Raw genomic sequence first — 18,935 nt, 5'->3', positions numbered from 1 at the left:
TGGGCCCGGCCAAGCGCCGCGATGGCGCAGGCGCGGGGAAATCGGGGGACCTGCGCACCGTCCTGCCGATCGGGACGCGCGGGACCGCGACGGTGGCCTCGGGTGCGATCCGATCTAGCTAGACGAGACCGAAATCCGACAGGACGCGAAGCCCCATGGAACCCCTCGAACTCCAGCACGGCGACCTGACGCTTCGCGGCACACGCTACCCCGGCGGCCATGCCGGCCACGTCCTCCTGGCGCACGGCTTTTCCAGCAACCGGATGGGCAACAACCGCATGTTCGTCGAACTGGCGCGGGCGCTGGCCGCCAAGGGCTTCGACGTCGTGAGCTTCGACCGCGCCGGTCATGGCGAGAGCGACGGCCGCTTCTTCGACGTGAACGTACCGGACGAACTGGCGCAGTTGTCGGCCATGTGCGACCTCGCGCCCCCTCCGGTGCACCTGGTCGGCCATTCGCTGGGCGGGATGGAATCGGCGACGCTCGCCGGCCGCCGGCCCGACACGATCGCGAGCCTCACCCTCCTCGCCCCAGCCGCCGCGAGCGTCGACGAGGTGGCGAACGGCAAAATCCTGGGTCGGCCCTATGGTTCGATCCTCGCCGGCGAGCCGTTCGACGTGAACGGCCAGGCGATCGGTCCCGCCTTCGTGCGCGGCATGGAGGGCTACGACGCCTATGCGGGCCTCTCGGCCTATCGCGGTCCCGTCTTCCTCCATCACGGCGAGGCCGACGAGGTGGTGCCGTTCCGCTATGCCGAGCGCTACCATGCCGTCTGGCCGGAGGCGCGGCTGACGTCCTATCCTGGCGGCGACCACGGCTGGCAGACGCTCGCCCTGCGCGAGCGGCTGATCGAGACGTGCGTGCGCGAGATCGCCGAGGTCGCCGCACGGGCGGGCTGACGGGTGCTCGCGGCGGCCGGCGGCGCATAATCGGCGCCGCCGCTTCCGGTCGCCGATGGTATGCGTTAAGGAGACCGCAACACCTTACCCAGCCCGAGCGGACACTCCATGCGGCCTTCCAAACGCCAGAACGACGAATTGCGGCCCGTCTCGCTGGAGCGCGGCGTCTCGCGCCACGCCGAGGGCTCCTGCCTCGTCAAGTTCGGCGATACGCACGTGCTCTGCGCCGCCAGCCTCGAGGAGCGCGTCCCCGGCTGGCTGAAGAACACCGGCAAGGGCTGGGTCACGGCCGAATATGGCATGCTGCCGCGCGCCACGGGCGAGCGCATGCGCCGCGAGGCGGCCGCCGGCAAGCAGTCCGGCCGCACGCAGGAGATCCAGCGCCTGATCGGCCGCTCGCTCCGCGCCGTCGTCAACCTTCAGGCGCTCGGCGAGCGCCAGATCACCGTCGACTGCGACGTGATTCAGGCCGACGGCGGCACGCGCACGGCCGCCATCACCGGCGCCTTCGTCGCCCTGTCGGACTGCCTCGCCTGGATGGAGACGCGCGGCATGGTCAAGCGCGACGCGGTCCTCAAGGATCACGTAGCTGCCATCTCCTGCGGCATCCATCAGGGCACGCCGGTGCTCGACCTCGACTATCTCGAGGACTCGGCCGCCGAGACCGACGCCAACTTCGTGATGACCGGGCGCGGCGGCATCGTCGAGATCCAGGGCACGGCCGAGGGCGAGCCGTTCTCGCGCGCCGAGCTCGATGCGCTGCTCGGTCTGGCGGACGCCGGCATCCGCCAGCTCGTCGAAAAGCAGAAGGCGGTGCTCGGCGCCTGAGCCGGGCTCCTCGAACGGAAGCGGTTTTCTTCATGACGCACGACCTGCCCCTCGACCCGGCCGACGGCCCGCTGCTGATCGCCAGCCACAACGCCGGCAAGATCGCCGAATTTCGCGAGCTTCTGGCGCCGCTCGGCTTCGAGGTCGTCTCGGCGGCGGACAAGGGGTTGCCCGAGCCCGAGGAGACCGGCACGACCTTCGAGGAGAACGCACGGATCAAGGCGCTGGCAGCCGCCCGCGCGACCGGCCTTCCCGCGCTGTCGGACGACTCGGGGCTGGCGGTCGATGCGCTGGGCGGCGATCCCGGCATCTACTCGGCCCGCTGGGCGGGACCCGCCAAGGACTTTACCATGGCCATGCGCCAGATCGAGGAGAAGCTTCAGGCGGCCGGCGCCACGACGCCCGACCGGCGCACCGGTCGTTTCGTCGCCGTCCTCAGCCTCGCCTTCCCCGACGGGCAGACGCGCGAGTTCCGCGGCGAGATCGAGGGCACGATCGTCTGGCCGCCACGCGGAAGCCTCGGCTTCGGCTACGACCCCTGCTTCCTGCCCGAGAACGAGACGCGCACCTTCGGCGAGATGCCCTCGCATGAGAAGCACGGCTGGGTGCCCGGACAGGAAACGGCCCTGTCGCATCGCGCCCGCGCCTTCCGGCTCTTCGCGCGGGAAGCGCTCGGGGTCTCGTGAGCCTCGCGCTGCGCCCCCTGTCGGCGATCCGGCCCTATACGCCGCCGGCCGGCGATCCCGGCTTCGGCGTCTATGTGCATTGGCCCTTCTGTGCCGCCAAGTGCCCGTATTGCGACTTCAACAGCCACGTCCGCCACGAGCCTGTGGACCAGGCGCGCTATGTCGCCGCCTTCCGGCGCGAGCTCGCCGAGCAGGCGCGGCGCACCGGGGCAGAGACCGTCACCTCCATTTTTCTCGGCGGCGGCACGCCAAGCCTGATGGAACCGGCGACGGTGGGCGCGATCCTCGACGAGATCGCCTCGCTCTGGAGCGTGGCCGACGGGGCCGAGATCACGCTGGAGGCGAACCCCTCCTCGGTCGAGGCGACACGCTTCCGCGGCTACCGGGCGGCCGGCGTCAACCGCGTCTCGCTCGGCGTGCAGGCGCTGAACGACCAGGACCTACGCCGCCTCGGACGCCTCCACGACGTCGATCAGGCGCTCGGCGCGATCGGCCTCGCGCGCGAGATTTTCCCGCGCCTCTCGTTCGACCTCATCTACGCCCGCCCCGGTCAGGGCGTCGCGGACTGGGAAGCCGAGCTCGCGCAGGCCATCGGGCTCGCCGCCGACCACCTGTCGCTCTACCAGCTGACTATCGAGGAGGGCACGGCCTTCCACGCCCTCCACAAGGCGGGCAAGCTGAAGGTGCCGGACGGCGAGCTTTCGGCCGAGCTCTACGAGGCGACGCAGGCGATCACCCGCGCGCACGGCCTTCCGGCCTACGAGATTTCCAACCACGCCGTGCCGGGCGCGGAATCGCGCCACAACCTCACCTACTGGCGCTACGGCCTCTATGCCGGCGTCGGCCCCGGCGCCCATGCCCGCCTTCCCGGCCCGGACGGCGCGCGCCATGCCGTCTCCAACGAGAAGCATCCGGAAACTTGGCTGCGCATGGTCGAGGACTGGGACGCCGGCTTCGTCGAGGACGTGCCCTTGGAAGCGCAGGAGCAGGCGGACGAGCTGATGCTGATGGGCCTACGCCTTGTCGAGGGCATGGATCTGAAGCGCTGGCGCGAACTGTCCGGGCGCGACCTCGACGCCGAGACGGTCCGCGAGCTCGCCGGCCACGGCATGGTCGAGCGTCTCGGGCCCGACCGCATCCGCGCGACGCCGACCGGCATGCTGGTGCTCGACGCCGTGGTGGCGGACCTCGCGTGACGACGCTCGCCGTCTACGCCTTCGCGGCCGTGGCGGAGATCGCCGGCTGTTTCGCGTTCTGGGCGGTGTTGCGGCTCGACGCCTCGCGCTTGTGGCTGGCTCCCGGCCTCGTTGCGCTCACGCTTTTCGCCTATGCCCTGACGCGCGTCGACGCGGAGTTCGCCGGGCGTGCCTATGCCGCCTATGGCGGGATCTACATTCTCGCCTCGCTCCTGTGGATGGGGGGCGCGGAGGGCGCAAGGCCGGACCGGTTCGACCTCATCGGCGCTGCGCTCTGCCTCGCGGGTGCGGCCATCATCCTCTGGGCGCCGAGGGCGGCATGAGCGACGAGCCCGACGCCGAGCCCACGATCGTGACCGGCGAGGAGCGCGGCGGCTTCACGATCCGCGACGCCGCCTTCCCCGCCTACCGCCCCGAGCCGGCGCTCTACCTCGTCGCCACTCCGATCGGGAACCTCGGCGACATCACGCTGCGCGCGCTGGAGATCATCGCGGGCGCCGACGTCCTCGCCTGCGAGGACACGCGCCAGACCGGCAAGCTCCTGCAGCGCTACGGCATCCGGCGCCGGGCCTGGTCCTATCACGAACATTCGGCGGAGAGCGCCGACGAGGCGCTGCTCGGGGAGCTCGCTGCCGGGCGCTCCGTCGCCCTCGTCTCCGACGCCGGGACACCGCTCGTCTCCGATCCCGGCTACCGGCTCGGGCGCGAGGCGATCGCGCGGGGCCTCCCCGTCGTTCCGGTGCCCGGCGCCTCCGCGCCGCTCGCCGCGCTTCTCGCTTCGGGGCTGCCGTCAGACGCCTTCTTCTTCGCCGGTTTCCTGCCGCCTAAGGAAAGCGGTCGGCGGGCGCGGCTGGAGGCGCTCGCCCGCATTCCCGGCACGCTCCTGTTCTTCGAGGCACCGCACCGGATCGCCGACAGTCTCGCCGACATGGCGGATGTGCTGGGCCCGCGTCCCGCCGCCGTCTGCCGCGAACTCACCAAGGCCTTCGAGACGATCTACCGCGCGCCCCTGCCGGACCTGGCCGCCGAGTTCGCCGTGATGGAGCGCGTGCGCGGCGAGATCGTCGTCTGCATCGGCCCGCCGGCCGACGAGGCGGCGGACGCGCCGGCCGACGTCGACGCCATCCTGCGCGGGCTCCTTGCCGAGATGAAGCCCGCCAAGGCCGCGCAGGAGGCGGTGAAGCTGACCGGTCTTTCCCGCCGCGATCTCTACCAACGCGCTCTGGCGCTGAAGTCGCCATGAAGGCGGCCGATCGCCTCGCCGAGCGCCGCGCGCGCTTCGCCAAGGGTCATCGCGGCGAGTGGCTGGCGGCTTGGGCGCTCCGCCTCAAGGGCTACCGCATCCTCGCCATGCGCCACCGCACGAAGCTCGGCGAGATCGACATCGTCGCCCGGCGCGGCGATACGGTCGCGATCGTCGAGGTGAAGGCGCGCGCCAGCCTCGAAGCCGCGATGGACGCGGTCACGCCCGCCGCGCAGGCCCGCATCGCGCGCGCCGCCGACCTCTGGCTCCAGAAGCAGCGCGACCATGCCCGCCTGTCGCTGCGCTTCGACATCGTCGCCGTCCTGCCCCGCCGCTGGCCGGTCCACATCCCCAATGCCTGGGCCCCCGCCTGACCACCCGAACCCGAAGGCTCCTCTCCGTATGGCCGACTACGACCTCCTGACGATCGGCAACGCCATCGTCGACATCATCTCGCGGACCGACGATGCGTTCCTGGCCGAGGCCGGCATCGAGAAGGGCGCCATGACGCTGATCGACGCCGCCCGCGCCGAGGAGCTCTACGGCAAGATGGGCCCGGCCACCGAAATGTCGGGCGGCAGCGCGGGCAACACGGTGGCCGGCCTCGTCTCGCTCGGCGGCACCGGCGCCTATTTCGGCAAGGTGGCGGACGACCAGCTCGGCCGCATCTTCACCCACGACATCCGCTCGCTCGGCATCCGCTACGAGACGGCGCCGCTCGGCGACACGCCCCCCACCGCCCGCTCCATGATCCTCGTCACGCCCGATGGCGAGCGATCGATGAACACCTATCTCGGCGCCTGCGTCGAGCTGTCGCCCGAGGACGTGGTCGAGGAGATCGTCGCCGCCGCCCGCGTCACCTATTTCGAGGGCTACCTCTGGGATCCGCCGCGCGCCAAGGACGCGATCCTAGAAGCCGCCCGGATTGCCCACACCCACGGGCGCGAGGTCGCGATGACGCTGTCGGACAGTTTCTGCGTCCACCGCTACCGCGCCGAGTTTCTCGACCTCATGCGATCCGGCACCGTCGACATCGTCTTCGCCAACGAGCCGGAGGCGCTGGCCCTCTACCAGACCGAGATCCTGGAAGAAGCCCTCCACCACCTCGGCCGGGATGCCAAGCGCCTCGCCGTCGTCACCCGCGGCGCCGAAGGCTGCGTGGTCGTCGAAGACGCCAGCCGACAGGCCTTCCCCGCGACCGTCGTTCCCGACGTCGTCGACACGACGGGCGCCGGCGACCTCTTCGCCTCCGGCTTCCTGCGCGGCTACACAGCCGGCCTCCCCCACGACCAGTCCGCCCGCCTCGGTGCCATCGCCGCCGGCCACATCATCGCCCAGATCGGCCCGCGCCCCCAGACCCCGCTCGCCGACCTGCCGGAGGTTCGCGCGATCTTGGGATAGGAGCGGATGGGGCGTTGCGGGGCTGCCGCCCCGGTCCCCGCTCGGGGCCTGACGTCCCCGAACCCCTGCGTTCATTTGACAGTTTTCCAAAAGAATGGGGGGCCAGCGGCCCCCATTCTTTTGGACACTCCTCGAAATGAGGAGGGTCCAGGGACATCATGTCCCTGGCGGGGTGCAGGGGCAGCGCCCCTGCTGGCATCCCATCCCGAGCCTTACCCCGCGACCGCGGGGCGCTCGGTGGCGACGCGGTAGCTGATGGCTTCGGCGAGGTGCGGGCGGCCGACGGTCTCGGTGCCGGCAAGGTCGGCCAGCGTCCGGGCGACCTTGAGGATGCGGTGGTAGGCGCGGGCCGAGAAGGCCATGCGCTCGGCGGCCTCGCGCAGGAGCTTCGAGCCGGCGGCATCGGGGGCGGCGACGCGCTCGACGAGGGCGGCCGAGCAATGGGCGTTGAGGGTCGTGGGCGGCAGGCCGAGGGCTTCGTAGCGCGCGGCCTGGATGGCGCGGGCGGCCTCGACGCGCGCGCGCACCATGGCGGACGGCTCGGACGGGGCGACGGCCAGGAGGTCGGCGGCCGAGACGGCGGGCACGTCGATGCGGATGTCGATGCGGTCGAGGAGTGGGCCGGACACGCGGGCCTGATAGTCCGAAGCGCATCGTGGCCCGCGCGCGCAGGCGTGTCCGGGCTCACCGGCCATGCCGCAGCGGCACGGGTTCATCGCGGCGACGAGCTGGAACCGCGCGGGGTATGTGACGCGGTAGTTGGCGCGCGCGATGACGCTCTCGCCGCTTTCGATCGGCTGGCGGAGCGAATCGAGTACGGCGGGCGAGAACTCCGGCAATTCGTCGAGAAAGAGCACGCCGCGATGGGCGAGCGACACCTCGCCGGGGCGCGTGCGATGGCCGCCGCCGACCATCGCGGCCATCGAGGCGGAGTGGTGCGGTGCGCGGAAGGGGCGCCGATCCGACAGCCGGCCATCGGACAACTCGCCCGCGATCGAGGCGATGCGCGAAACGTCGAGGATCTCGGCGGGCACGAGCGGCGGCAGGATCGAGGGCAAGCGCCCGGCGATCATCGACTTGCCCGAGCCCGGCGGCCCGCACATCAGCAAGGTATGCTACATTAACAGCATCGAACCCGACGGACGGTTACCGATGCCCAAGGCTTTCAGCTACATACGCTTCTCGTCGCCGGAGCAGGCACGCGGCGACTCACTCCGTCGTCAGCTATCTAGGGCGAGGGACTGGTGCCAGGCTCGCGGGCTGGAGTTGGACGACAGCCTCCGGGACCTGGGCATATCTGCGTACAAGGGCGCTCACCGGGACATCGGCGCCCTCAAGCGATTCCTTGCTTTGGTTGAGGCGGGGGAGGTCCCGCACGGCTCGTACTTAGTGGTCGAGTCCTTGGACCGTCTGTCCCGAGAGGCTGTTCTGGATGCCGCGGCGCGGCTGTTCGACCTGATCCGCGCGGGAGTCATTGTTGTGACTCTCTCCGACGGTCAGGTCTACTCCGAGGAGCGCCTGCGCACGGACTGGACGCCGCTGATCGTGTCGATCGCAGTGATGGCTCGCGCCCACGAGGAGTCCCGGACGAAGGGAGAGCGAGTTGGGGCCGCCTGGGCAAGGAAGAAGGCCGCGGCACGCGATGAGGGCCGGCCCCTCACGCTGCGCTGTCCCGAGTGGATCGCGATCGAGGACGGCAAGTTCGTCCTCCGCGAGGACCGCGCCGAGATCGTGCGCAGCATCTACCACATGGCGATCGAGGGCTACGGGCAACGGCAGATCGTATCTCGGCTCAACGCGGCCGGAACCCCGACATGGCGAGGCGGCATCGGCTGGCAGACGTCCACCGTCGCCAAGATTCTCAGCGGACGCCTCGCGCTCGGCGAGTACCAGCCGCATTCGGGCACCCACCGCGGCGGCAACCGCCAGCCCGAGGGCAACCCAATCAGGGGCTACTACCCCGCCGTCGTGGACGAGGAGACCTACTGGCGGGCCCGGCAGGCATCGAAGGGCCGCCGCATCGCAGCCGGTCGACGGGGACGCGGCGTCGCTCACCTTCTCCTCGGGCTTGGCAAGTGCGCCCGCTGCGGCGGGTCCATGTACGTGATCGACAAGGGACCGCCACCGAAGGGCGGGACGTACTTCGAGTGCGCCACGCAACGGCGCGGCGCGGGGTGCGAGAACGGCACGAGGTGGCGTGCCGACCGCATCGAACGCCGCCTCCTCCGGGGGCTGGCCTACCTCGACGCAGGGGCGGTCCTCCGCGGCGCGCAGCCCACCGCCGAGGCCGATCGCGTGACCATCCTCGGCGCTCGCCTCGCCGAGGTCGAGGGCCGCCGCAAGCGCCTCCTCGGACTGGTCGAGGACGGGGACGACGGGGCGGCCGACCGCTACCGGGCGCTCGGCGAGGAGGCCAAGACCATCCAGCGCGAGCTCCGCGAGGCCGAGAAGGCCGCCGCGACGGCCGCCGCCGACCCCGGCCTACGCGCCCGTCTCGGTGAGGCCGTGGACCTGTCACGGGCGATGGAGGAAGCGGAGGGCGACGACCGGCACGCGATCAGGACGCGTCTCGCCGAACAGCTTCGCCAACTTGTGGCCGAGGTTCGATTCGATCCCGACTTGGGGGTGCTCGCGTACCTCACCCCGCGGCCGGGCGTCCCCGCCGAGGACGTGCCCGCGATCGTCGGCGCCCGCCACATGCTGGCTTGGCAGATGTGGCTCAACGACGACACGGACCCGTCCGGGTTCGTCGGCATGGATGACACACCCGACCCCGACGAGGAGACCCGCAACCTCCGTACCCTTGCGAAGATGCGCGGGCGGAGAGCGTCGGCGTAGCCGGCGCGACCCGCCCGCACCCGGCAACGCCCCTGCGAGGGGCGTGAACCCCTCCCCGCGGGGAGGGGTGGAGCTGGTCCGAAGGACCGGGTGGGGGTTCGGCGACCCGGGCCCTACTCGGCCGCTTCGAGGAATGCCGCCGACGCCGGAACGCGGACAGGCGCGCCGAGCGGGCGGCGCGGGACAGGCGTGCGCAGCTTCTCAAGCCTTGCCTCGGCCCGAGCCTTGCGCTTCGCGGCAACCTCCGCGCGCCACTTGGCATGCGAGCGCAATGCGCGCCGCAGGTCCGACTTCGCGTTCGTCGACAGCGTCGAGAAACCTTCGGCGCGCTCCAGGAGCGCCAGCTCGGCGTCGAGGTCCGCAAGGATTCGACCGCCCAACAGCTTCCGTGCCTGCTTCAGGTGCAGCCGCCGGTTCCGAAGGGACTGCCCGGTAAGACCCCTGCGACCCTTCTGGAGCCAGGCGTCGAATGCCTTCTCCGTCGTCGGGATCGACTCGCCCCGTTCGCGTGCGAGGATTACCCGCCCGACTGCCTCCGCCAACGGAGGGGGGACCGCGTTGGCAATCATCAACATCCTCTGCCTGGTCGCCGGGATGTCGAGCCAGTCCCAGTCCGCGGGGAAGCCCTGGATGCGGGAAAGGACATCCATCGGCAGCGGGTCGACGAGTGCCGACGGCGCCATGTCGCGCTCGTGGTCCGTGTACCAGTTCTGCGGTCCCTCATGCGCACTGCGCAGGAGCGTTGGGCACGGGAGGTCGATCGACCGGACGCCCGAATGCCCTGTGTAGGGCCGCATGAAGAATGCGCGGGCCTCTGGCGGATGGTCCCCGCCCGGGTGAACGCCCACGTCGTCGCCGAGGGCATCGCGGATCGACATGCGACGGGGAGAGGCGGCCTCGGCGATGGCCGACGTGAGGAAGCCGTCGGCCTCCCCGAGCCTTCCCACGGCGAAGAATCTTTTGCGCATCTGCGGCGTGCCGTAGCGGCTGCCGTCGAGTACGACTTCCGTCAGTCCGTAGCCGGCCTTGACGAACAGGGCGCGCGCCTTCGCGTACGTCTTCGTTTTCCGGGCGCGGGGAACGTTCTCCATGACGAACCACGCGGGCCTTGCGGTGATGATCGCCACGGCGAAGCCGAGCGTCAGGGACGCGTTGCGTCCCTCCTGACGCTTGCCGGCCGAGGAGAAGTCCTGGCACGGCGGGCCGCCGACGATGATGTCGGGCTCCAGGGCGGCGATGGTGGGCGCCATCGTCAGGAGGTCCGCAAGGTCCGCCTTCCGGTGGCGGTCGCGCTTGAAAAGCCGATCGAGCGGCCGGCGGAGGTTCGCGCCGTGGACCCTCAGGGCCTTCTCGTTCGCGTCGTACCCCTGGACGATCTGGAAGCCAGCCCGTGTCAGACCGAGGGACATGCCCCCGGCACCGCAGAAGAGATCGATTGCCCGCATTGGTTCGCCGTCACGTTGTTGCTCGTGACAGTTGCCTACCGCGTGGTCCGTTCGTTTCGGGTCAAGGAATCAGGTGAACGGTCGGTGACCGACGACCCGGTCGCCCCCGTTGACGCACAGGCTCCGGGGCACCTTCGGCGCCAGTTGAGGGGCGCTGCGCCCCTCCGCCTGCTCCGCCTTCGGCTTCGGCCCGTTCGGGCTGGAAAACGGGGACGGCCGTAGCCTTCCGCAACTGAGGGTCAGCTAGTCAGAGGGATGGAGCAACTTCCTTGTGGTGCCACACCCCTGAGTCGCAACGGACGACCCAACGATTCCCTGCAACACAAAGAACTGATTGTCGCAACGGCATCGAACGGATCAAACGACACGCTGCTTACGAGTGTGGGTTGTGTATAATCATCGAACCTAGATTCCCGAGCGGCAATCCGAATCATGTGGCGCGACAGCGAGAGCGAGCAGGACTTCCTGAACTTTACCGAGGTGGCGGACCAGATCGCCACCCTCGCGACCACTCCATCCCTGTTGCCCATCTCGATCGGCGTGTTCGGAACGTGGGGCACGGGAAAGTCGACCGTGCTGAAGCTCGTCGAGGCACGCCTGCCCGCCCCGAGAGACGGGGACGCGGCTGCCGTCGTCGTCAGGTTCGACGCCTGGATGTACCAAGGATTCGACGACGCGCGTGCCGCCCTGATGGAGGTGGTCGCCACCGAGCTTCTCGCGTTGGCGGAGGAGAAGAAGACCCTTGTCGAGAAGGCGAAGGAGTTCGCGGGACGGGTCAATTACTTCCGTGGTTTGGGGATGATCGCCGACTTCGGCGTCGGGATGGCCCTCGGCATCCCCCCGGGCCTCCTGACGAGGGCGGGCGCCGCAGTGTCCTCGGCTCTTGCGGGCGGTCTGACCGAGGAGCAATACGGTACGGCTAAGGAGGACGCGGCCGAGGCTCGGAAGGGGCTCGGCGAACTGATCAAGCCCGCCGAGAAGCGGACGCCGCCAAAGGAGATCGTGGCCTTCCGCGAGGAGTTCGGCTCCTTGCTAGAGGGGCTAGAGACGACGTTGGTCGTCTTCGTCGACAACCTTGACCGATGCCTTCCCGACGTCGCGATCGGCACGCTTGAGGCGATCCGGCTGTTCCTGTTCATGCCTCAGACGGCGTTCGTCATCGCCGCCGACGAGGATATGATCCGCCATTCGGTCGCGAAGCACTTCGACGATCCCAACGCGTCCCACGTGCGCGACTATCTCGATAAGGTCATCCAGGTGCCGATGCGCGTACCGAGGGTCGGGGCGGAGGACCTGCGAGCCTACATGTACTCGCTCTTCGTCGGCCTAGCCGCGCCCGACCGCCTGCCCGCCGTGCAAGAGCGGCTCCTTTCCGCACTGCAAGAAGGATGGCGCAACGAGACATTCGAGAAGGCCGAGATCGCAGGACTCGCGGGAAACCCTCCCGACCTCTTGGACAACCTCGCCATCGCCGACAGGCTGGCGCCGATGATGGCGTCGGCGCCGAAGATCCAGGGCAACCCCCGCATCGTGAAGCGGCTTCTCAACGCCGTGTCGCTCCGGCGTACCCTGGCCGCGAAACGGCAGATGAACGTCGACTTCGCGACCTTGGCGAAGCTCGCCATCTTCGAGCGCTGCACCGACGGTCCGGCAACGCTCGCGCTGTTCCAGCTCATCATGGATGGAAAGGACGTCGAGAAGGTCCTCCTGCCGGGCGGCAAGGATAAGGCCAAGCCGTCCCCGTTGCCCAAAGAGTGGGAGCCGCATGCCGATTTCGTCGAGGAGTGGCGAAAGCTCGACCCGCCGTTCGAGAACGCCGAGAGACTGAGGCCGGCCGTCTTCCTCAGCCGCGACGTCATGGCACCGGCGCGGGCACGCTCGGACATCAGCGAAGCGGCCCGAACCGCCATCGATGCCTTGCTCAAGATCGACGGCATCGCGTCCCCGGTCGGAAAGAGGATCGTCGCCGGCCTGACGCCTGACGACAAGCGCGCCGTCATGTCCGGGCTGGTGGCGACCATGCGGGAAGCCGACTGGACCTCGGCGGTCCCGGGCCTCTACGGCGCCTTGATGATCGCGGAGGCACTTCCGGAGACCAAGACGGAACTCAAGGCCTTCATTGGCAGCCTCAACACCGGCGAGATGACCAAGGGGATTCAGTTCCTCCTTCGCAAGACCGGCATGCTGGAGACCAAGTGATGGGAACCTCGCGCTCTAAGCCTGACGCTCCTCCGGCGGCTCCCCTCGTTCCGCCATGGGCCGACCAAGACCCAGCACCACCTCCGCCGCTACCGGATCCTCTTCCGGAAGATCCCGTCCCCGAGCCGGAGGACGACGACCCCGGCCCGCTGGCCGACGACGTCGTCGACGGAGAAGAGGTGGAGGAGGTTGCCGAGCCTGCTCGGTTCCGCCCCTTCCGGATGGCGCTGAGTAGGTTCGGGGCGTCGAACGATCGTGCGGATGCCAGGGCGGCCCTGGGCCGATGGGCAAACAAGTCCGTTGGGGGCGGTCCAGCCGGAGCCCGGCGCGTCGCACGGGCAGCGCGCACCGGTGGATCCGCGCTGGCGGGCCTCGCGCGCGCCGGCGCGGGAGAACCGCCCGAGGCCGGCCAGATCGACATCCGCGAACTCGCGGGACAGCCTTTGGACGTGGCAGTCGCGGCGATCGTCGACGCGTTCATGCCGGCCGGCATCATCGACGAGGTAACAGCCCGCCTTTCGATGGAGGTAGCCGTCGCGGAAGCGCTAGGCAACGCGGGGGCCTTCGATCCCGCCGCGCTCGACGCCGAGGCGGTGCAGACCGCCACCCTGGCCTTCGTGGCAGAGCTCGTGTTCACGCAGGTCGCAGGCGACGCCGGCAAGGCCCTGGCCGCGATCGGCCCCGTGGCGGCGGCACAACGGGAGGCAGACATCCGCTCTCTCGTGAAAGAGGTTGTCGACTTGGTCGGCGCTCCGATCCTGGTCGCCGCGGGAGCTGTCCTTAGCGGACAGCGGATGTCCGCGTTGGTCGCGCGGACCGTGCAGGTCGCGCTCGAGGAGATCTCGACATGGTGACCCGCATCCCTACCCGCGTGCTCGCCACGCCGAATGCCATGCGCGCGACGGCCGCGGTCGCCCACGGCGACGTCGGCGTTGCCTTGCATCACATCGGTCGCCCTGAACTCGCCGGCCTCGGCGGCACGCTTAACCAAGCGGCGGCCGCACTCCCGAGAACCCCGTCGGTCCTGGCGTGGGACTTCCTCTCCATCGCCCTGGCGGTCCATGCCGCCGACCGTTTCGTCATCCGCAAGGAAGCAGCCGACTCCTGGACGCGCATGATCGCGCTGGAGGTCGAGCTTGCCGATCCCGAGCCGTGGGCGGCCCAGGCCGGGGCGATCGAGGACACTCTTCGCTTCCTTTCGAGCGATATATGGAGCGTCAGGTTCCGCGGCGGGGGCGCACGCCCTCCGGCCGTCGCAGACCGGCCGACAGACCGGGATTGCGCATGCCTGTTCTCCGGCGGCCTCGACAGCCTGATTGGCGCGCTCGACCTACGCGCGGAAGGCCGGAGGCCCCTCCTCGTCAGCCAGGCGTCGCCGAAGGAGGGGTCGGTCCAGCGCACCTTGGCAGGGCTGATCGGCATGGACGCTGAACGTTTCTCGGCGCGTGCCTCGGAGCGCTGGCGGCAGCCGTACGAACCGTCGTCACGGGCACGATCCATGCTGTTCCTCGGCTACGGGGCCGTGGCGGCGGCGTCGCTCGCCCGGGATGGGGCGCCGGTCGACCTCTTCGTTCCCGAGAACGGACTGATCTCGATCAACGCGCCGCTGACGCATCGGCGCATGGCGAGCCTCAGCACGCGGACGACGCACCCGCACTTCATCTCGTCCCTCCAACGTGTCCTCGACGGAGTAGGCCTGCCTGCGCGCATTCGCACGCCCTACGCCCTCAAGACTAAGGGGCAGATGCTTGCCGAATGCCGAGACGAACTTATCCACGAGCTCGCGCACCGCTCCTATTCGTGTGGGAAGGGAAAACGCCTCAACCAACATTGCGGTCGCTGCGTGCCATGCCTTATACGCCGGGCTTCCTTCGAGGCAGCGGGCATGCGGGACGGTACGGATTACTGGGCGAACGACCTTTCCGAACACGCGTCGAACGAGGACGTGGCGGCGGCGAGGTTCGCGGCGGCGACGCTTGAGCGCCGCGACGTGGCACGTTGGGCAAGCGAGGCAGGCCCGCTCCCGACGGATCCGGACTTGCGGCGTGGCCATGTCGACGTGGTGCGCAGGGGCACCGCGGAGGTGAAGGCGTTCCTCGACGCGATCGCCTGGCCTTGATCGACTTGCACTGCCATCTCGACCTGTATCCCGATCCGTCGGGAATGGTCGCGGAGTGCATCACACGGCGCCTCTACGTCCTGTCGGTGACGACTGTTCCCAGCGCGTTCGAGGGCACCGCAGCGCTGGCGCCCGACGGAAGCAGGATCAAGACGGCGCTCGGACTGCATCCGGAACTCGCCGCCGCGCGAGCCCGGGAGTTGCCGTTGTTCGAGCGCCTGCTGCCCCGAACGGACTACGTTGGGGAGATTGGGCTCGACGGATCGCGGGAGCACCGCGACACGATGGATGCCCAGCTCGGGGTGTTGCGGGACATCCTCCGAATGTGCTCGCTCGCAGGTGGGCGGGTGATGTCCATGCACAGTAGGGGCGCCATCGACCGCGTGCTTGACGCCCTGGAGGCCGAGCCAAGCGCCGGCCGCCCGATCCTGCATTGGTTCGTGGGCACGAAACGCCAAGTGGAGCGTGCCGCTGAAATGGGCTGCTGGTTCTCCGTCGGCCCAAGCGTGCTGCTCGGGGAGCGTGGACGGACAGCCGTGCGTGCGATGCCTTGGGATCGGGTCCTCACGGAATCCGACGGGCCATTCGGGCAGTACCAGGGACAACCTACTAAGCCATGGGATGCCTGGGCAACCGTGGAGGGGCTTGCCCAGCTTTGGAACGCAAGTCGGGAAGAGGTCCAGTCGCGCCTTGTGTCGAACTTCCGGAAGATTGTGGCCGAGAAGTAGCTCATCCGAATGATGAGTAGGACGGCCTGCCTTCGCATCGAAGAGGGGCTTCGCAAACCTCTTGCAAGATGCGCCGCCAGCGAAAGAGGATTGTGAAAGGCCGAACGCCCGACGCGACCGCACCCTGCCGATCGCATGGGGAAACGGCCGTTTGCGAAAGGCATCCCGTACCATGTTCCTCGGCTACGCCCGCGTATCCACCTCCGACGATCAGTCCACCATGGCCAAGCGGGCGCGCTGCGCGAGGCTGGGTGCGAAAGGGTGTTCGAGGAGGTCGCGTCCGGCGGCCGCTGGGACCGCCCGGAGCTTCAACGCCTCCTCGATCACCTGCGGCCGGGCGACACGCTCGTAGTCTGGAAACTCGACCGCCTGTCGCGGTCCCTTAAGGATGCCTTGACTGTCATGGAACGGGTCGAGGCGGCCGGCGCGAGTTTCCGTTCCCTCACCGAGGCCATCGACACTTCAACCGCTCCGGGGCGGATGCTCATGCACATGATCGGCGCCTTCGCCGAATTCGAGCGCGCCATGATCCGCGAGCGAACCTCTGCCGGTCTCCGTCAGGCTCGAGCCGAGGGACGCGTCGGCGGGCGGCGCCCGAAGCTCACAGCGGCTCAACGTCGCGAGATCGTTGAGAGCGTCGTGTCGGGCCGGCGAACGGCGGCGGACATGGCGCGGCTCTACGGGGTGTCGCAGCCCACCGTCAGCCGAATCGTCGCCGACGCGCGGTCGCGCTGAACCGCTGCTTTCGACCCTTCTATGTTATTCCCACCGGGACAAATGCGAGCCGGAAGCAGACCCTCTGAGCGCAGCTTTCCCATCCGGAGCCAGAACAGTAGACGGTGGCCGACTTTCCCCAACAAAGGATCATGGTTGCATGTCGTCGAGCGTCCCGCGTGAGCGCATCGTCCTCTACGCCGCGCTGACGGCGCTCACCGCCGTCAGCATCGACGCGCTCCTACCGGGCCTACGCGATATCGCCGGCGAGCTCGGCGTGGCACCTCCCTTGTCCACGCAACACGTCGTCACCCTGTTCATCTTCGGCATGGTGTTCGGCGAACTGGTCTTCGGACCCATCTCGGATGCGGTTGGGCGCAAGCGGGCGCTGGTGGCCGGGCTCGGCGTCTACGCGATCGGGACGCTGGTCGCGCTGTTAGCGTCCTCGCTCGAAGGGGTGATCCTCGGGCGCGTCCTGCAAGGCATCGGCGTGGCGGGTCCAAAGATCGCGACCCGCGCCATGATCCGAGATCAGTTCGAGGGCGAGGCTATGGCCCGCGTCATGTCCTTCCTGTTCTCACTTTTCATCCTCGTGCCAATGATTGCGCCGGCGCTCGGCCAGGGCGTGATCGCGCTTGCCGGATGGCGAGGCATGTTTACGCTCTACCTCATACTGGCTCTCGGACTGGGAGCCTGGCTTGTTATGCGCCAACCCGAAACGCTGCCGCCCGAACGGCGCATCCCGTTCCGCCCCCGCATTCTCCTCGCCAACGGCGCCCGCATCCTCACCAACAGGCGCGTCGCCCTTCTGATCATGGCGACCGGCTTCGTGTTCGGCGCGCAACTCCTGTATCTCAGCATCGCCGCCGACCTTTTCGCGGACGCCTACGGGGTCCGTGAGACGTTCCCGATCTACTTCGCTATGCTCGCCGCTGGGATCGGCCTCGCCTCCTACCTGAACGGTCGCTTTGTCGGGCGCTTCGGCATGGACGCCATGGCACGGTTCGGCTTCCTTGGCTTGACGCTGGCCGGCCTGTTCATGCTGGCTGCGTCGATAGCCTATGACGGTCGACCACCCCTCGCATTCCTTCTGCTGTCCGGTTTCGGCGCCTTCTTCGCGATCGGCATCCTGTTCGGCAACCTCAACGCCATGGCGATGCGCTTGCTGGGCGAAGTTGCTGGTCTTGGCGCCTCACTGATCGCATCGGGATCAAGCTTGGTCGCGACGCTCTTCGCGATCGGGCTCGGCACCCTCTACGATGGTACGGTGATGGTCCTTGCGGGAGGCATCTTCCTGGCAGGTGCCGTCTCGCTCCTATTGGGAGGGTTGTCGGCTCGTGGAAGCGACAAACCCGTCATGGCGGTCCGATGATCGCCGGGCTGTCGTTGAACGGCGGCTTTGCGACTTCACCTACCCTAAACCGGACCGACGCCTTTCCACCCAGTCGAGCCAATCGGCTCCGATAGAGCGGACGCCCAGAAGCGGACCAGCCGCTTCCGACCCAAGTCGGTCGTTTAGAGCAATGTTGCGTTCATCTCGAAAGCGGACGGCCACCATACAAGTTAGTTCGTCATCGCCGGTCACGTGGTAGTGATCGTCGAAGCCGGTGCCGACGCTCCCTCGTATCTTGTGTGTTTGGAGACCGAACACGGGAGTGGGACATGAAGAAGAGCGCGATCTTGATCGCCGGAACGCTGAGCCTCGCGGCGTTGTCCGCCTTCGCTCAGCCAGCCATGCAGGGCGTGGAAGCCGTCGATCAGGACGTCTCGAACGGCATTGTCAGCGCCGACACCGTCATGGCTGCGAAGAACGGCTGGCTCGTCGTCCACCGCACGGACGCCGCGATGAAGCCGGGGCCGGTTGTCGGGCATGCCCCGATCCGGGCCGGCACCACGAACGACGTCGCGGCGATCCTGACGGAGGACGTGAAGCCCGGCGACATGCTGATGCTGATGGTTCACGCCGAGGACGGCGGCATGAAGAAGGGCGTGTTCGAGTACACGTTGGGTGCCAAGGAGGACGGCCCGGTCCGCGTCGATGACAAGCTCGTCATGACGATGATCAAAGCTCAGTAGCTCGTTGAGGCCCGCCGGCATCCAGCGGCGGGCTCCTCCACTAGCGGCGTTATCCTTCTGTCCGCTGCGCACCTTCTCTCGAGCTGCGTCGACCGCAGGGCACCCCAGAGGCCTTTCGGGTTCGCCCGGCGCCTGCTGCCTGAACCCCACGGCGACGAGCATGCCGAAACGCTTCAGTTCTGGATCTGCGCCGCGATCTCGTTCAGCGCCTTGATGATGCCCCGCGGCGGATAGGGCTTGGCGAAGAACAGCCCGTTCTCCGGCATGTCCGTCGCCTCGACCTTCAGGCGTCCGGACGTGACGATGATCGCGACCGGCGGCCAGCGGTCACGGACGGCTCGGGCGAGCTTCAGCCCGTCCATCGTGCCGGGCATCTCGACGTCGGTGAAGAGGACGCGGATGTCGGAATGGCGCTCCAGAAGGCGGATGGCCTGATCGGCGTTCTTCGCCTCGTAGGTCGTGAAGCCGGCCTCCTCGCACAGGTCCACGGCCTCGGCGCGCACGAGCGCATCGTCTTCCACGATCAGGACGGCGTAGCGGGCGGGATCGAAGGACTGGGCCAT

Annotated in this window: 17 protein-coding genes and 2 pseudogenes; 16 read left to right on the top strand and 3 right to left on the bottom strand. The window is 68.8% G+C overall.

Annotated features, from left to right (window positions below; all coding sequences use genetic code 11):
- The first annotated feature begins 155 nt into the window (after nt 1-155).
- From ACLNGM_RS07445 to ACLNGM_RS07410, 8 genes are all read left to right on the top strand, one after another.
- The gene (locus ACLNGM_RS07445) at nt 156-899 is read left to right on the top strand and encodes an alpha/beta fold hydrolase (RefSeq protein WP_416357794.1); all 744 of its coding nucleotides are present in this window, start codon (nt 156-158) and stop codon (nt 897-899) included.
- Nucleotides 900-1,007: 108 nt separating this feature from the next.
- Complete coding sequence (rph, locus tag ACLNGM_RS07440; RefSeq protein ID WP_416357793.1) at nt 1,008-1,727, top strand: ribonuclease PH; 720 nt, start codon at nt 1,008-1,010, stop codon at nt 1,725-1,727.
- A gap of 32 nt (nt 1,728-1,759) precedes the next feature.
- Nucleotides 1,760-2,413 carry an RdgB/HAM1 family non-canonical purine NTP pyrophosphatase gene (gene rdgB, locus ACLNGM_RS07435; protein WP_416357792.1) on the top strand — a complete coding sequence of 218 codons (654 nt, stop codon included), beginning with the start codon at nt 1,760-1,762 and terminating at the stop codon, nt 2,411-2,413.
- The gene (hemW, locus tag ACLNGM_RS07430) at nt 2,410-3,609 is read left to right on the top strand and encodes a radical SAM family heme chaperone HemW (RefSeq protein WP_416357791.1); all 1,200 of its coding nucleotides are present in this window, start codon (nt 2,410-2,412) and stop codon (nt 3,607-3,609) included. Before rdgB ends, hemW begins: the two co-directional genes overlap by 4 nt.
- Nucleotides 3,606-3,932: a YnfA family protein gene (locus tag ACLNGM_RS07425; RefSeq protein ID WP_416357790.1), complete on the top strand. Its 327-nt coding sequence runs from the start codon at nt 3,606-3,608 to the stop codon at nt 3,930-3,932. Before hemW ends, ACLNGM_RS07425 begins: the two co-directional genes overlap by 4 nt.
- A complete protein-coding gene (gene rsmI / locus ACLNGM_RS07420; protein WP_416357789.1) occupies nt 3,929-4,852 on the top strand; it encodes a 16S rRNA (cytidine(1402)-2'-O)-methyltransferase in 924 nt (307 codons plus the stop codon). Before ACLNGM_RS07425 ends, rsmI begins: the two co-directional genes overlap by 4 nt.
- Nucleotides 4,849-5,226 carry a YraN family protein gene (locus tag ACLNGM_RS07415; RefSeq protein WP_416357788.1) on the top strand — a complete coding sequence of 126 codons (378 nt, stop codon included), beginning with the start codon at nt 4,849-4,851 and terminating at the stop codon, nt 5,224-5,226. The genes rsmI and ACLNGM_RS07415 overlap by 4 nt, the downstream gene beginning before the upstream one ends.
- 28 nt (nt 5,227-5,254) lie before the next feature.
- Nucleotides 5,255-6,253 carry an adenosine kinase gene (locus ACLNGM_RS07410; protein WP_416357787.1) on the top strand — a complete coding sequence of 333 codons (999 nt, stop codon included), beginning with the start codon at nt 5,255-5,257 and terminating at the stop codon, nt 6,251-6,253.
- A gap of 212 nt (nt 6,254-6,465) precedes the next feature.
- On the opposite strand, the pseudogene ACLNGM_RS07405 reads toward ACLNGM_RS07410, so the two are convergent.
- A pseudogene (locus ACLNGM_RS07405) lies at nt 6,466-7,368 on the bottom strand (YifB family Mg chelatase-like AAA ATPase); the annotation flags it as partial.
- Nucleotides 7,369-7,405: 37 nt separating this feature from the next.
- On the opposite strand from ACLNGM_RS07405, the gene ACLNGM_RS07400 reads away from it, so the two are divergent.
- The gene (locus ACLNGM_RS07400; RefSeq protein WP_373289015.1) at nt 7,406-9,091 is read left to right on the top strand and encodes a recombinase family protein; all 1,686 of its coding nucleotides are present in this window, start codon (nt 7,406-7,408) and stop codon (nt 9,089-9,091) included.
- A gap of 113 nt (nt 9,092-9,204) precedes the next feature.
- On the opposite strand, the gene ACLNGM_RS07395 is transcribed toward ACLNGM_RS07400, so the two are convergent.
- Entirely contained in the window at nt 9,205-10,500 is a 1,296-nt protein-coding gene (locus ACLNGM_RS07395) for a DNA cytosine methyltransferase (protein WP_235919371.1), read from the bottom strand.
- Nucleotides 10,501-10,968: 468 nt separating this feature from the next.
- Between ACLNGM_RS07395 and ACLNGM_RS07390 the strand changes: the two genes are divergently transcribed.
- The 7 genes and pseudogenes from ACLNGM_RS07390 to ACLNGM_RS07360 all read left to right on the top strand — a co-directional run bounded on the left by ACLNGM_RS07390 (nt 10,969) and on the right by ACLNGM_RS07360 (nt 18,372).
- Nucleotides 10,969-12,735: a KAP family P-loop NTPase fold protein gene (locus ACLNGM_RS07390; RefSeq protein ID WP_019994353.1), complete on the top strand. Its 1,767-nt coding sequence runs from the start codon at nt 10,969-10,971 to the stop codon at nt 12,733-12,735.
- A gap of 179 nt (nt 12,736-12,914) precedes the next feature.
- On the top strand, nt 12,915-13,589 hold the full coding sequence (locus tag ACLNGM_RS07385) for a hypothetical protein (RefSeq protein ID WP_019994352.1): 675 nt from the start codon (nt 12,915-12,917) through the stop codon (nt 13,587-13,589).
- The gene (gene qatC / locus ACLNGM_RS07380; protein ID WP_019994351.1) at nt 13,583-14,854 is read left to right on the top strand and encodes a Qat anti-phage system QueC-like protein QatC; all 1,272 of its coding nucleotides are present in this window, start codon (nt 13,583-13,585) and stop codon (nt 14,852-14,854) included. Before ACLNGM_RS07385 ends, qatC begins: the two co-directional genes overlap by 7 nt.
- The gene (gene qatD, locus ACLNGM_RS07375) at nt 14,851-15,582 is read left to right on the top strand and encodes a Qat anti-phage system TatD family nuclease QatD (protein ID WP_019994350.1); all 732 of its coding nucleotides are present in this window, start codon (nt 14,851-14,853) and stop codon (nt 15,580-15,582) included. Before qatC ends, qatD begins: the two co-directional genes overlap by 4 nt.
- Nucleotides 15,583-15,754: 172 nt before the next feature.
- Nucleotides 15,755-16,317 (top strand): annotated as a pseudogene (locus tag ACLNGM_RS07370) (recombinase family protein).
- A gap of 139 nt (nt 16,318-16,456) precedes the next feature.
- The gene (locus ACLNGM_RS07365) at nt 16,457-17,668 is read left to right on the top strand and encodes a multidrug effflux MFS transporter (protein ID WP_416357786.1); all 1,212 of its coding nucleotides are present in this window, start codon (nt 16,457-16,459) and stop codon (nt 17,666-17,668) included.
- A 290-nt stretch (nt 17,669-17,958) separates the two neighbouring features.
- A complete protein-coding gene (locus ACLNGM_RS07360) occupies nt 17,959-18,372 on the top strand; it encodes a hypothetical protein (RefSeq protein WP_416357785.1) in 414 nt (137 codons plus the stop codon).
- A gap of 173 nt (nt 18,373-18,545) precedes the next feature.
- Here ACLNGM_RS07360 and ACLNGM_RS07355 read toward each other — a convergent pair whose 3' ends face one another.
- The gene (locus ACLNGM_RS07355; RefSeq protein WP_062224348.1) at nt 18,546-18,935 is read right to left on the bottom strand and encodes a response regulator; all 390 of its coding nucleotides are present in this window, start codon (nt 18,933-18,935) and stop codon (nt 18,546-18,548) included.

This window comes from Aureimonas phyllosphaerae, assembly GCF_047943035.1.
GTDB lineage: Bacteria > Pseudomonadota > Alphaproteobacteria > Rhizobiales > Rhizobiaceae > Aureimonas > Aureimonas phyllosphaerae.
The sequence above is the reverse complement of the archived record's forward strand: the minus strand, read 5'-3'. Positions and strand labels throughout refer to the sequence as shown.